The 13,044-nt window shown below is 70.0% G+C and carries 14 protein-coding genes; 10 read left to right on the top strand and 4 right to left on the bottom strand.

Going from position 1 to position 13,044, the window contains the following annotated elements:
- The first annotated feature begins 12 nt into the window (after positions 1-12).
- The 7 genes from CBR61_RS11310 to CBR61_RS11280 all read left to right on the top strand — a co-directional run bounded on the left by CBR61_RS11310 (position 13) and on the right by CBR61_RS11280 (position 6,556).
- Positions 13-231, top strand: coding sequence for a hypothetical protein (locus CBR61_RS11310; RefSeq protein ID WP_088914454.1), 219 nt, complete (start codon positions 13-15; stop codon positions 229-231).
- Entirely contained in the window at positions 228-1,031 is an 804-nt protein-coding gene (locus CBR61_RS11305) for a 4-(cytidine 5'-diphospho)-2-C-methyl-D-erythritol kinase (protein WP_088914453.1), read from the top strand. The genes CBR61_RS11310 and CBR61_RS11305 overlap by 4 nt, the downstream gene beginning before the upstream one ends.
- Before the next feature lie 88 nt (positions 1,032-1,119).
- Positions 1,120-1,836 (top strand): N-formylglutamate amidohydrolase, encoded by a 717-nt coding sequence (locus CBR61_RS11300; RefSeq protein ID WP_088914452.1) that lies wholly within the window; start codon positions 1,120-1,122, stop codon positions 1,834-1,836.
- A gap of 41 nt (positions 1,837-1,877) precedes the next feature.
- A complete protein-coding gene (gene ilvD, locus CBR61_RS11295) occupies positions 1,878-3,599 on the top strand; it encodes a dihydroxy-acid dehydratase (RefSeq protein WP_088914451.1) in 1,722 nt (573 codons plus the stop codon).
- Positions 3,580-3,963 (top strand): hypothetical protein, encoded by a 384-nt coding sequence (locus CBR61_RS11290; RefSeq protein WP_157696569.1) that lies wholly within the window; start codon positions 3,580-3,582, stop codon positions 3,961-3,963. The genes ilvD and CBR61_RS11290 overlap by 20 nt, the downstream gene beginning before the upstream one ends.
- Positions 3,960-5,351 (top strand): NAD(P)H-hydrate epimerase, encoded by a 1,392-nt coding sequence (locus CBR61_RS11285; RefSeq protein WP_088914449.1) that lies wholly within the window; start codon positions 3,960-3,962, stop codon positions 5,349-5,351. The genes CBR61_RS11290 and CBR61_RS11285 overlap by 4 nt, the downstream gene beginning before the upstream one ends.
- Positions 5,348-6,556 (top strand): class I SAM-dependent RNA methyltransferase, encoded by a 1,209-nt coding sequence (locus CBR61_RS11280; protein ID WP_088914448.1) that lies wholly within the window; start codon positions 5,348-5,350, stop codon positions 6,554-6,556. The genes CBR61_RS11285 and CBR61_RS11280 overlap by 4 nt, the downstream gene beginning before the upstream one ends.
- Here CBR61_RS11280 and CBR61_RS11275 read toward each other — a convergent pair.
- From CBR61_RS11275 to CBR61_RS11260, 4 genes are all read right to left on the bottom strand, one after another.
- On the bottom strand, positions 6,553-7,344 hold the full coding sequence (locus tag CBR61_RS11275; RefSeq protein ID WP_088914447.1) for a hydrolase 1, exosortase A system-associated: 792 nt from the start codon (positions 7,342-7,344) through the stop codon (positions 6,553-6,555). The two genes, CBR61_RS11280 and CBR61_RS11275, sit on opposite strands and share 4 nt — an antisense overlap.
- Complete coding sequence (locus tag CBR61_RS11270) at positions 7,341-8,030, bottom strand: hypothetical protein (protein WP_233996711.1); 690 nt, start codon at positions 8,028-8,030, stop codon at positions 7,341-7,343. Before CBR61_RS11270 ends, CBR61_RS11275 begins: the two co-directional genes overlap by 4 nt.
- 33 nt (positions 8,031-8,063) lie before the next feature.
- Positions 8,064-8,360 carry an acyl carrier protein gene (locus CBR61_RS11265; protein WP_088914445.1) on the bottom strand — a complete coding sequence of 99 codons (297 nt, stop codon included), beginning with the start codon at positions 8,358-8,360 and terminating at the stop codon, positions 8,064-8,066.
- 92 nt (positions 8,361-8,452) lie between these two features.
- Positions 8,453-9,391 carry a GNAT family N-acetyltransferase gene (locus CBR61_RS11260; protein ID WP_088915590.1) on the bottom strand — a complete coding sequence of 313 codons (939 nt, stop codon included), beginning with the start codon at positions 9,389-9,391 and terminating at the stop codon, positions 8,453-8,455.
- Between the two features lie 56 nt (positions 9,392-9,447).
- Here CBR61_RS11260 and CBR61_RS11255 point away from each other — a divergent pair, with 56 nt between their 5' ends.
- The 3 genes from CBR61_RS11255 to CBR61_RS11245 all read left to right on the top strand — a co-directional run bounded on the left by CBR61_RS11255 (position 9,448) and on the right by CBR61_RS11245 (position 13,043).
- Positions 9,448-10,989 carry an acyl-CoA ligase (AMP-forming), exosortase A system-associated gene (locus CBR61_RS11255; RefSeq protein WP_088914444.1) on the top strand — a complete coding sequence of 514 codons (1,542 nt, stop codon included), beginning with the start codon at positions 9,448-9,450 and terminating at the stop codon, positions 10,987-10,989.
- Positions 10,986-12,212, top strand: a complete 1,227-nt coding sequence (locus CBR61_RS11250; protein WP_088914443.1) for a pyridoxal-dependent decarboxylase, exosortase A system-associated — start codon at positions 10,986-10,988, stop codon at positions 12,210-12,212. The genes CBR61_RS11255 and CBR61_RS11250 overlap by 4 nt, the downstream gene beginning before the upstream one ends.
- A 189-nt stretch (positions 12,213-12,401) precedes the next feature.
- Positions 12,402-13,043, top strand: a complete 642-nt coding sequence (locus tag CBR61_RS11245) for an XrtA/PEP-CTERM system exopolysaccharide export protein (RefSeq protein WP_088914442.1) — start codon at positions 12,402-12,404, stop codon at positions 13,041-13,043.
- The last annotated feature ends 1 nt before the right edge of the window (position 13,044 follow it).

The raw sequence follows: 13,044 nt of genomic DNA, 5'->3' as shown, positions 1-13,044 counted from the left end.
GGACGGGGCGGCATGCTTTCAATCAAGCGATTCCGTGCCGCCTTTGCTGTGCTGGCATTTCTATTTGCCTGCGTGTTCGCCGGTTTCGCCAATGAGCAGGTCAAGCAAGTGCTTACCGGCTTCGATCGTGCGGTACTGCTGATTGGGTTCATTCTGGGCGCTGGCGCCGCTTCGCGCTGGATTGCCAATGGCTCAGTGCGCCACCTCGGAAGCGGTAAGCTGCGCGCATGACCCTCACTGAAACCGCCTACGCCAAGATCAACCTCGCGCTGCATGTCCGCAGGCGGCGGGAGGACGGGTATCACGAGCTCGAGACCCTCTTCGCCTTCGTCGATGCGGGCGATGTGCTGACGGCGACACCGGCCGCGGCCGACAGCGTCACCACGCTGGGCGAGTTCGCGGGCGGGCTCGACAATCCCTTCGACAATCTGGTGGCGAAGGCCCTGAACGCCCTCCCGCGTCCGAAGGGGCTGGCGGTGACCCTCGAAAAAAACCTCCCCGTCGCGGCTGGCCTTGGCGGCGGGTCGGCGGATGCGGGGGCGGTGTTCCGGATCGTCGAGGCGCTCCACGGTCTGCCCGATGACTGGCCCGCGCGCGCGGCCAAGCTCGGTGCGGATGTGCCCGCCTGCGTGCGCAGCCGCACCCATATCGGCCTCGGCACCGGCACCGAGCAGGAGGACGTCGAGGACGACCTCGCCGGCACCCCCGTGTTGCTGGTCAACCCGCGCGTGCCGCTCTCGACCGGCCCGGTGTTCAAGGCGTGGGACGGCGCGGATCGCGGTGGGCTCCCCGAAGGCCCCGCCAGCCGGATTGCGCGGGAAGGGCGCAACGACCTCGAAGCCCCTGCCATTTCGCTCTGCCCGGTGATCGCCGAGGTGCTGGCCGCGCTGGCCGACACCAACCCGTGGCTCGCCCGCATGTCCGGCTCCGGCGCGACTTGCTTCGCGCTTTACGATACGCCCGAAGCCCGCGACGCGGCGGCGGCGGCCTTACCGCGCGAATGGTGGACGATGGCGGGGCGGCTGCGGTGATCTGTCCTGAGTCCCGTTCGTGTCGAGCGAACTCGAGACACCCCGGACAGACCTCTCGACTTCGCTCGAGGCGAACGGAAGTGGGGGCATGAACGAAGTCTTCCGCCAGCTCGGCACGCCCGTCCCCGGCGGCATCGTGCTCATCGCCGACCATGCCTCCAATACCGTGCCCGCCGACATCACCCTCGGCATCCCCGCGCACCTGATGGGCGAGCACATCCCCCTCGACATCGGCACCGAGGCGATCGCCGAAATCCTCGCCCGCGATCACGCCATCCCCGCCCACATCGCCGCCGTCAGCCGCCTGGTCTGCGACCTCAACCGCGAGGAGGACGCGCCCGGCCTCGTTCCCGAAGCGAGCGACGGGCACCTCATCCCCGGCAATATCGGCGCGGACCGGGAAGCGCGTCTCGCCCGCTTCCATCGCCCCTATCACACGGCGCTGGCCGCGTGGCTGGAGCGAAGCGAACCCGCGCTGATCCTCTCGCTCCACTCCTTCACCCCGCGGCTCGAAACCTCGGATGCCGCGCGGCCGTGGGAGGTGGGGGTGCTCTACAACCGCGACGAGCGCGCCGCGCGCATCGCGATTCCGCTGCTCGAAGCTGAGGGGCTGAACGTCGGCGACAACCTCCCCTATTCGGGCCGCGATCTCAACTACACCATGAACCGCCACGCCGAGGCCGAGGGCTGCGCCTACCTCGGCATCGAGCTCAGGCAGGACCTGACCGCCACCCCCGCCGACCACGCCCGGTGGGCCGCGCTGTTGGCGAAAATTGCGCAAAGGGTTGCGTCGGCGCTCACCTGAAGGCAAGGGCGTGTCGCAAATCGCCGCAATCGGGAAATCTTATGTCGCACACCTTTGACAAGTCGAAGCTCCCCAGCCGCCACGTTTCGGTCGGCCCTGAGCGCGCGCCGCACCGCTCGTACTACTACGCGATGGGCATGACCGAGGAGGAGATCGCCGCGCCCTTCGTGGGGGTGGTCAGCGCGGGGAACGATTCGGCGCCGTGCAACACCACCCTCAACGCGCAGGCCGATATTTGCCGCGAGGGCGTGATCGCGGGCGGCGGCACCCCGCGCCGTTTCAACACCATCACCGTGACCGACGGGATCGCGATGGGTCACCAGGGCATGAAATCCTCGCTTATCAGCCGCGAGATCATCGCGGACTCTATCGAGGTTTCGGTCCGAGGCCATTGTTATGACGCTCTTGTCGGCTTTGCCGGCTGCGACAAGAGCCTGCCCGGCATGATGATGGCGATGTTGCGGCTGAACGTGCCCTCGATTTTCGTCTATGGCGGATCGATCCTCCCCGGCACCCACCGCGGCAACGACGTGACTGTGGTCGACGTGTTCGAGGCCGTGGGACAGTTCGCCGCCGGCAATTGCCCGCTGACCGAATTGATCGCGCTCGAGAAGGTCGCCTGCCCCGGCCACGGCGCCTGCGGCGGCCAGTTCACCGCCAACACCATGGCCTGCGTCGGCGAGGCGATCGGATTGTCCCTGCCGAACAGCAACATGGCGCCTGCTCCTTACAGGTCGCGTGACGATATCGCCGTGGCCGCGGGCAAGCAGGTCATGGAGCTCGTCGCCCGCAACCTGCGCCCCCGCGACATCTGCACCCGCGAGGCCTTCATGAACGCCGCCCGCGTCGTCGCGGCCACCGGTGGTTCGACCAACGCCGCGCTGCACCTGCCAGCGATGGCGAATGAATGCGGCATCGACTTCGATCTGTTCGACGTCGCCGAGGTCTTCAAATCAACGCCTTACATCGCGGACCTCAAGCCCGGCGGCAAGTATGTCGCCAAGGACATGCACGAGGCGGGCGGGGTCTACATGGCGATGAAAACGCTGCTCGATGGCGGGTTCATCGATCCCAACCCGATCACCGTCACCGGCAAGACCATCGGCGAGAACCTCGAGGAGATCACCTGGAACCCCGACCAGAAGGTCTTCTACGACGTGAAGAGCCCCATCACCCCCACCGGCGGCGTGGTCGGCCTCAAGGGCTCGCTCGCCCCCGACGGCGCGATCGTGAAGGTCGCCGGGATGGCGCGGCTCCAGTTCTCCGGCCCGGCGCGGGTGTTCGACTGCGAGGAGGACGCCTTCGCCGCCGTCGAAGGCCGCGACATCGCCGAAGGCTGCGTCATCGTCATCCGCTACGAAGGGCCCAAGGGCGGTCCCGGGATGCGCGAGATGCTCTCCACCACCGCCGCGCTTTACGGGCAGGGCATGGGCGAGAAGGTCGCGCTGATCACCGACGGGCGCTTCTCCGGCGCGACGCGGGGCTTCTGCATCGGCCATGTCTGCCCCGAAGCCGCCGACGGCGGCCCGATCGCGCTGGTCGAGAACGGCGACATCATCAGCATCGACGCCGAAACCGGCAGCATCGAGCTCGAAGTACCCGCAGAGGTGCTCGCCAGGCGTCTCGAATCGTGGCAGCCCCGCACCAACGACTATCAATCGGGCGCGCTTTGGCGCTATCAACAGGTGGTCGGAAAGGCGCGTTACGGGGCGATCACGCATCCGGGCGCGAAGGCGGAGACCCATGTGTTTGCGGACATCTAGCGCGACTGTCCTGCCACTGGCGGCGCTGCTCGCGGCCTGCGGGTCCGACAGCGACGCCCCTCCTTCGCCGGCGGCCTCCGCCTCGGCCTCGCCCTCGGGCGCGGTGATGACCTGCGCCATCGGGGCGGGTGCCTCACTGTCCCCGGGCTGCTTCGTCGAGCGCATCGCGGGGACCTCCGAGATCATCCTCTACCATCCCGACGGCGGTTTCCGGCGGCTGACCCGCGATCCCGCCAGCGGCGCGCTCGCCACCCGCGACGGGGCCGATCAGTTGGTGATGGAGCAGGGCGGGCAGGATGCGGTGCAGTTCAGCATCGCGGGCGACCGCTACCGCATCCCGCTCGCGCTCCTCAACGCCTCGTGAGCGTCGCGCAGGTCCTCACCGCCTCCCAGATGCGCGCCGCCGAGCAGGCGCTGTTCGATGCCGGCACGAGCGTTTCCGAGCTGATGGAGATCGCCGCGGGCGGTGCGGCCGAGTGGATCCGCCGCCTCGCTGCGGGCCGGAGCGTCACCGTGCTGTGCGGCCCCGGCAACAACGGCGGCGACGGCTACGTCATCGCCCGGCGCCTGCGTGAGAGCGGCAATGCCGTCACCGTCATAGCCCCGCTCGAGCCTGCCACAGATGCCGCCCGCGAGGCGCGCCGCCGCTGGGGCGGACCAGTCGCGAGCGGAGCGGGGAAGGGACCGGGCGACGTCTTCGTCGACTGCCTGTTCGGCTCCGGGCTCGCCCGCCCCCTGATCCCGGAACACGCGCTGCTGCTACGCGACCTCGCCGCGCGCCACCGGTTCCGGGTCGCGGTGGACGTGCCTTCGGGCATCGCCAGCGACAGCGGCGCGGTGCTGGGCGAGCGGCTGCCGGCCTTCGATCTGACCCTCGCGCTCGGGGCTTGGAAGTTCGCTCACTGGAGCCTGCCGGGCCGAGTGTTGATGGGGCAGATGCGGCTTGTGCCGATCGGGATCGCGGGCGTCGAGGGCGCGGCGCAGCTGGTCGGGCGGCCGCGCCTCGCCGCGCCTGCCGTCGACAGTCACAAGTACCGCCGCGGATTGCTCGGCATCGTGGCGGGAGCGATGCCGGGGGCGAGCCTGTTGGCGGCGATGGCGGCGCAGCATGCAGGGGCGGGCTATGTGAAGCTCCTTGCCGCCGCGCCTGACTCCCGCACGCCGCCCGACGTGGTGACCGACAGCGCCCCGCTGGCGGAGGCACTTGCCGATTCCCGCATGGCGGCGGTGCTGGTCGGGCCGGGACTGGGCCGGGACGATGCCGCGCGCGATGCCCTTGCGGCGGCCTTGCGCCGCGCGCGGGCGGTGGTGATCGACGCCGATGCGCTGGTGCTGCTTGCCCCGGCGCTGCTGCCGGACGGCAAGCCGATCCTCGCCACGCCCCATGATGGCGAGCTGGAGGTCCTGTGCCGCAGCTTCGGGGTGATCGCCGAAGGACGCCGCACGCGGGCGCTGGCCCTCGCAAGGGTCAGCGGCATGGTGGTGCTCGCCAAGGGCCCCGACACCTGCGTCGCGGCCCCCGACGGCCGCCTGGCGCTCGCCCCGCCGGCTCCGAGCTGGCTGTCGGTCGCGGGCACCGGGGACGTGCTGGCGGGCATCGCTGCGAGCCGCGTGGCTGCGGGCAGTGATGCCTTCGCGGCGGCCTGCGAGGCGGTCTGGCTTCACGGCGAGGCGGCGCGGCGGGCGGGGGCCGCCTTCACGCCCTCGCAGCTTGCCGAAAGGGTGCCCGAGACGCTAGCGGCCTCTCTGTGAGCAGCACCGAACAGATCATCCGCCTCGCCGCCAAGGGCGACGGCGTCACCCCCTCCGGCCGCCATGTCGCAGGCGCGGTGCCGGGCGATGTGGTGGACGGGGCGGGCGAGATCACGCCCGGGCTGCACCACATTGCGCCGGCCTGCCGCCACTTCGCGCAATGCGGCGGGTGCCAGTTGCAGCATGCCGACGATGCCGCGCTCGGCGATTTCGTCACGGACCGGGTGGTCAATGCCGCGCGCGGGCAGGGGCTGGAGGCGGGCGAGGTGCTGCCGGTCCACCTCTCGCCCCCGCATACCCGCCGCCGTGCCGGACTTCATGGCCTGCGCACCGCGAAGGGGGCTGTGCTGGGCTATCGCGAGGGCGGGGCGCACCGGATCGTCGATCTTGCCGAGTGCCCGGTGCTTCACCCGCAGCTCGCCGCGCTGATCGCGCCGCTGCGGGCCTTCGTCGCGGCGCATGGGCCCAAGGCGATGGTCGGGATCGACCTCACGCTGGCCGATCAGGGGGTGGAGGCGAGCCTTGCGCATTTCCCGCTGGAGGGCCTTGGCCCCACCGAGGCGGCGCTGGATTTCGCTCGCGAACAAGGGCTTGCACGGCTCTCCTTCGATCAGGGCTATGGACCGGAGACGGTCTGGGAGCCAGAGCCGGTGACGGTGACGCTTGCCGGCGTTCCCGTCGGCCTGCCGCCGGGCGCCTTCCTCCAGGCGACGCAGGACGCCGAGAGCCGCATGGTCGCCGACGCGGCGGAATGGCTGGGCGATGCCCGCATGGTGGCCGATCTCTTCGCGGGGCTGGGCACCTTCGCCTTCGGCCTCCGCGCCAAGGGCAGTGAGACCCGCAAGGTGCTGGCGGTCGAGGCCGATCAGGCCGCGCATCTCGCGTGCAAGGCGGCGGGCGCGCGCAGCGGAGGGCAGGTGCTCGCGCTTCACCGCGACCTGTTCCGCGCACCTCTCCAGCCGGCCGAACTCAACCGCTTCGACGCGGTGCTGCTCGATCCCCCGCGCGCCGGGGCGCGGGCGCAGGTGGCTGAAATCGCGGCCAGCACGCTGTCGCGGGTGGTCTATGTCAGCTGCAATCCCTCGAGCTGGGCGCGCGATGCGGCTGTGCTGGCGGAGGCGGGCTTCCGGCTCGCGAAGCTGCGCCCGGTGGGCCAGTTCCGCTGGTCGACCCATGTCGAACTGGTCAGCCTGTTCGAACGCTAGCCGCGCAGCATTTCAAGCAGTTGCGCCTCAAGCCAGGCGCGGTGTTCGGGCTCGACATAGGCATGCCCCGCGCCGTCGCAGCGGCGGATGCGCGAATCGCTGCGCTCCCATGCGCTCTCGAAGACCTGCGCGGTGCGGTCGGCAGTGGCGAGCAGGATGCGCACCGGGCCGGCAAATCCCGCCAGTCCGGCCGCCATGTCCTGCGCGAGGCTCGAGGGCGGCGGGGGCGGGCTGACGGCGTGGACCAGCCCGCGCGCGAGTTTGCGCAGATTCACACCTCCTCCGAGCAAGCGCATGATTTCGCGCGGGTTCGTCAGCTTTTCGAGATAGCGCGAGCGGATCGCGGCCGGGGGCGGGACGGCGTCCGTCGCCATGCCGTCGCCGTCGCTCTCGATGGTCCACGGGTTCGAGAGCACCAGCCCGTCGCACCCGGCGCCCTTGGCCAGCATCAGCGCCGAGGCGGCGTCGCAATTGCCGAAGGCCACCACCCGCGACACCTGCGGGGCCATCGCCCGGAAGGCGTCAAGTGCGGCGCCTATGTCCTTGGCCGAATGGCGGAAACCGCGGTTCTCCCCCTCGCTGTCACCGATCCCGCGGCGGTCGAAGCGGAACGCCGGGAAGCCTGCCGCCGCGATGCGCGCGGCCATGTCGGCCTGCCCGCCGAAGGCGCCGCTGCGGATCTCGTTGCCGCCGCTGACGATCAGCAGGCCGGTGGTGCCCGGCGCGGTGTCGAGCGTGCCGGCGAGCATCAGGCTGCCGCAGCCGAAGGTGTGGGAAAGGCGGGTCATGCACCTGATTCCGCGAGGCTCTGGACGATCAGCGCGGCGAGGCGATCGGCTTGGCCCGCATCCTCGTCCGGCTCGGCGCGCAGCCACAGCCCGGGGCCGCCGACCTGCGACTGGGCAATGTCGGACTGGCCGGGGGCGAGGGCGGGCTCGGCGCTCTCCAGCGCGGCGAACATCGCCGGCCCTATGGCCCAGCCGCCGAGCACCAGCCCGCGCGCACGGCCCTCGGCCATGAGGCCTTCGGAAGTCTCGGTGATCCCGGCCTCGCGCGCGGCGATGGTGCGCGCGCGGATCATGCCGCGCAGCAATCTCGGGCCGGACTGGGCGGCATAGTGCCAACCCGGAAGGCCGGTAGGTGCGACCAGCGCGCCCGCGCGGATCGCGAGCACATGGGTTGCGCCGAGGCTCAGCGCGGCTGCCGCCATTGCTTCGCTCCAGCCTGCAAGCGTCTGATCCTGAAGCGGGACGGTGCTCTCGTTGCAGCCCGGCAGGTCGGGCAGCAGGCTGTCGATCCCGGCCCCATCGAGCCGCCGCATCACCTCCACGGTGAAGCGGCGCAGCTTGTTTGCCTCGTCGAACCAGGCGGGGCAGACGAGCACCCGCCGCGTCCGGCCCCGGTCGAAGGCGAGGAGCATTTCCTCGGCCGTATCAGCCCCGCCGGTTGCCGGGATGGTCCACGTGGAAATCACGCTGAGCGATCTCGGAAGGGGGCGGGCGGCAGGTCAGCGCGCCTCGAGCTTCGCGCGGGCGAACGCGAGCAGGCCGCCATAGGTTTCCAGCATCTCGCCGTCGACGTCGTCATCCTCGATCACGATGCCGAGCCGGTCCTCCATCTCGGTGAGAAGGCCCGCGACCGCCATCGAATCCAGTTCGGGCAGGTGGCCGAACAGCCCCGAGTCCGGCCCGAAGCCCGCCGCCTGCGCGGGATCGAGGCCCAGCACGTCGGCAATCAGCGCCTTGAGTTCGCGGTCGAGCGCGTTGTCTGCAGCGTCGCTGTCGAGGTTCGAAGAGGTGGTCATCAGTGCCCAAAATCCCTGTTGCAGGCCGTGGCGGCGGGGCTTAGCCATGCGCAGGGCCGCGTGCAAGCATAGCCCGCGCGCAGGAGCAGGCTTCAGCCCACCGCGCGCCGCAGCCACCGCTTGGCGAGCGGGGCCCAGCTTTGCGGGCGTGCCGGAGCGAGACAATCGATGCGGAAACGTTCCCGCACCTCCTCCATCCAGTCGGCCTTGTAGCTCTGGTCGCCGGTGCCGAAATCGACCAGCGCGACCCTGTCGGTGTCGATCACGTGCTCGAACAGCGCCGCTGTGAGCGTGGTGCCGGCCGAGAGGTTCTTGTGGCTTTCGAGGTGCGCGAGCTTGTGGATGTAGGCGATGGAATTCTCGACCGTCCAGACCTGCGCGGCGACCGCCACGCCATCGGCGCGCGCCACCCCGAGCCGCAGCCGCCCGGCTGCGCCCTCGGCTTCGGCAAAGGCGCGCAGCATCGCGGGCTGGTCCTCGGCCGGCTTCCAGCTGGCGGCGTAGATCGCCTCGTAATCGGCCCAGACCTGCGCGTCGAAGCGGGTCAGGATCTCGGTCTCGACCTTCTTCGCCTTGCGCTTCAGCGTGGTGCGCAGGGGGCCGGGGCGGCTGTCCCAGTAGTCGGCGAAGCTGCGGCCCTTGACGGGCAGGATGTGGTTGATGTCGCAAGGCTCGACCGCGACCTGCCAGCCCGCGGCGCGGAAGGCGCGGGCGAGCCGGTCGGCCGATCCGTCCTCGCCGGGCACGGGTTCGAGCGTGACGCGCCACCCGCGCTGCTTGAGCTGCCGGGCGATGGCGACCAGCAGGCGCTCGCCCGCCGGGCCCGCCGGGGCGAGTTCGCGCCAGGTGAAGCTGTACCAGTTGCGCAAGGGCGTGATTCGCCCGCCTGCCTCGGTGAGGGCGAGGGCGGCGGTTTCGGCCCCGTCGCCCGCCATCGCGATCAAGGGCACGAGGCCGGTCTCGGCTAGCAACGCGAACCACTCCGCCCGGTCGAAGGGCGCGGCCACGCCTTGCGCAGTCAGCGCTTGCAAGACGTTAACGCTATCGTGATACCGCGCTTCGATCACCTGAAAGAACACTCCCGATCATGCCGCAGCATCCCGATCCTCTCCCGCGTCCGCTCGATACACTCGCCGAACTGGCGGTGGCGGCGGGGCGTGGCGAGGCACCGGCACTGGTGCTGCGCGAGGGCACGCTTAACCACAACCGGTTAAGACAGCGTGTTGCTCTGCTCGCCGGATGGCTTTCACGGATGGTGCCCGAGAAGGGCGCGCGGGTGGCGAGCTGGGCCGCGAAGGGCGAGCTGACCTGCCTCCTGCCGCTCGCGACGGCGCGGGCGGGGCTGGTGCATGTGCCGGTCAATCCGCTCCTGAAGCGCGCGCAGGTGGCGCATATCCTCGCCGACAGCGGGGCGAAGCTGCTGATCGGAACGGGCTCGCGGCTTGCCGGGCTGGAGCCGGGCGATCTGCCCCCGGGCTGCGCGGCGCTGGGCGAGGCCGAGGCGCTGGCGGCGGCCGAGGCGACAGGGGTGGAACTGCCACCCTCCGAGGCCGATCCGTCGGAGCTTGCGGCGATCCTTTACACCAGCGGCTCCACCGGTCGCCCCAAGGGGGTGATGCTGAGCCATGCCAACATGTGGCTGGGCGCGGTCAGCGTGGCGCATTACCTCGGCCTTGCGGACGACGACGTGACGCTCGCCGTGCTGCCGCTGTCCTTCGATTACGGGCAGAACCAGCTTCTGAGCACATGGTATGCGGGCGGCTGCGTGGTGCCGCTCGATTTCCTGTTCCCCAAGGATGTCGCGAAAGCCTGTGCCCGGCACGGGGTGACGACCCTTGCCGCGGTGCCGCCGCTGTGGGTGCAGCTCACCGAGATCGACTGGCCCGCCGAGGCTTCCGCTCCGCTGCGCCGGCTCACCAATAGCGGGGGCGCCTTGACGACCGATCTGGTGCGGTCCCTGCGCGGCATGTTCCCCGCAGCGCGGCTGTTCTCGATGTATGGCCTCACCGAAGCCTTTCGCTCGACCTATCTCGATCCCGCGCTGGTCGACACCCACCCGACCTCGATGGGCAAGGCGATTCCCTTTGCCGAGATTCTCGTCGTGAACGACGCGGGCGACATCGCGGCGGACGGCGAGGAGGGCGAGCTGGTCCACTGCGGTCCGCTGGTCGCGCAGGGCTACTGGCAGGACCCGGAGCGCACGGCGGAACGCTTCAAGCCCGCGCCCGCGGCCTCCACCTATGGCGGAATGGCCGTGTTCTCGGGCGACCGCGTGAAGCGCGACGCGCAAGGGCTGCTCTATTTCGCCGGGCGGCGCGATGCGATGATCAAGAGCGCGGGCAACCGTATCAGCCCGCAGGAGATCGAGGAGGCTGCGCTCGCCACCGGGCTCGTTGCCGAGGCGGTGGCGCTTGGCGTGCCGCACGCGCGATTGGGGCAGGCGGTGCATCTGGTGGTGCGCGGCGATGCGGCGGGGGGCGAGGATCTGCCGAAGCGGCTCCAGCGCGACCTGCCCAATTTCATGCAGCCCCAGCAGATCCACTGGCGCGAGGCCATGCCGCTCAACCCCAACGGCAAGATCGACCGCACGGCCTTGCAGAGCCAACTCAACGAGGAATTCGGCGAATGAAGCCCGTCGGCCCCATCCCCGCCGGTTACGAGACGATCGACGGCGAGCTCGCCATCGGCGGGCGCCGCGCGAGCGAGCTTGTCGCGGAAGCCGGGCGCACACCGCTGTTCGTCTATTCGCGCGCCCACCTCGATGCACGGGTGGCGGCGCTGCGGGCGGCCCTGCCAGCGCGCGTCGGGGTCAATTTCGCGGTCAAGGCCAACCCGCATCTCGCGGTGATCGGCCACATGGCGCCTCTCGTCGACGGCTTCGACATCGCCTCGGCGGGCGAGCTGGCGCTGTGCATGGCGGTCGGCATCGACCCGCGCCGGATCAGCTTTGCCGGCCCGGGCAAGCGGGACGACGAGCTGGAAGCCGCGATCCGCGCCGGTGTGACGCTTAATTGCGAGAGCGAGGGCGAGGGCGCGCGTGCGCTGGCGATCGGCGAGCGCCTCGGCGTGCGCCCGCGCATCGCGATCCGGGTCAATCCCTCTTTCGTGATGACCGGATCGGGGATGAAGATGGGCGGCGGAGCCAAGCAGTTCGGCATCGATGCCGATCGCGTTCCGGCGCTCGCCCGCCACCTCATCGCCGCAGGGGCCGAGTGGCGGGGCCTGCACATCTTCACCGGCAGCCAGACCCTGTCTGCCGACGCCATCATCGAGGCGCAGGCGAATGTCCTCGCGCTTGCCGCCGAGCTGACCCGCGCGATCGGCCATGCCTGTCCCAAACTCAACATGGGCGGCGGCCTCGGTATTCCCTACTTCCCCGGCGACACGCCGGTCGATCTGGAGCGCGTCGGCGCGGGGCTGGCAGAGCGGGTCGCGGACCTGCCGCCCGAACTGGCCGATACCGAACTTTGCATGGAGCTCGGCCGCTACCTCGTGGGCGAGGCGGGGGTCTATCTCTGCCGCGTGATCGACCGCAAGGAGAGCCACGGGACGACCTTCCTCGTCACCGACGGGGGCCTCCACCACCAGCTGGCCGCTTCGGGCAATTTCGGCACGGTGGTGCGCCGCAACTATCCTTCGGCGATTGCAACCCGTTACGGGGCGGAACCGACGGAGGAAGTGAACATCGTCGGCTGCCTGTGCACTCCGCTCGACCGGCTTGCCGACAATGCCATGATGCCCCGCGCCGAGGTCGGCGATCTGGTCGCGGTGTTCTGCGCCGGCGCCTATGGCGCCAGCGCCTCCCCGAGCGCATTTCTAGGTCACGGTCCGGCCGCCGAAATGCTCGTCTGAGCACGCGCCGTTAACCCCTGCCGGGGCGCTGTCCCGATCCGGGATGGGGCCGGTTTTGGCGCTGTATAACTAACCAGATGTTCACCATTTCCGGCGACAAGAGCCCCGATATCCGGGCGCTTTCGTGTCGCAGGTCGCTCCTGCGGGTTAACGGGGCCCCACCCAGGAACGGCCAAGGATCCATAACCGATGTTTCATCGTCCGCCTCTCAAGCACCTCGCGGCTCTCGGCCTTGCTTCGGCCCTGCTGGGGGCCTGCGCGGGCGGGGGCAAGCAGCTGCCCCCGGCAAGCTACGGCGACGGCTCCGTCGCGCCGTCCGAGGAATACACCATCGGGCCCTTGGACGAGATCACCATCCACGTCTGGCGCAACCCCGAACTCAGCGCAGACAAGGTGCGCGTGCGCCCCGACGGGCGTCTCACCATCCCGCTGGTGCAGGACATCCCGGCGGTGGGCAAGACGGCGACCCAGCTGCAGGACTACATCGCCGGCGAGCTGTCGAAGTATATCGAGCAGCCGATAGTCTCGGTGATCGTCAACACGCCGGAAGGCAATTTCACCCAGCAGGTGCGCATTATCGGCGCGACCCCGCAGCCCGCCTCGCTGCCGTTCCGCGCCAACATGACGGCGCTCGACGCGATGATCGCCGTGGGCGGCCTCGGCGAATTCGCCGCCGGCAACCGCGCCAAGCTGATCCGTCTCGACCGCGAGAAGGGCACCCAGGTCGAATACCGCCTGCGCCTGTCCGATCTCATCCGCAAGGGCGATTCCAGCGCCAATGTCATGCTCAAGCCCGGCGACACCATCATTATTCCCGAAAGCCGGTTCTAAG

The sequence above is a fragment of the Porphyrobacter sp. CACIAM 03H1 genome (assembly GCF_002215495.1).
Lineage (GTDB): Bacteria > Pseudomonadota > Alphaproteobacteria > Sphingomonadales > Sphingomonadaceae > Erythrobacter.
The sequence above is the reverse complement of the archived record's forward strand: the minus strand, read 5'-3'. Positions and strand labels throughout refer to the sequence as shown.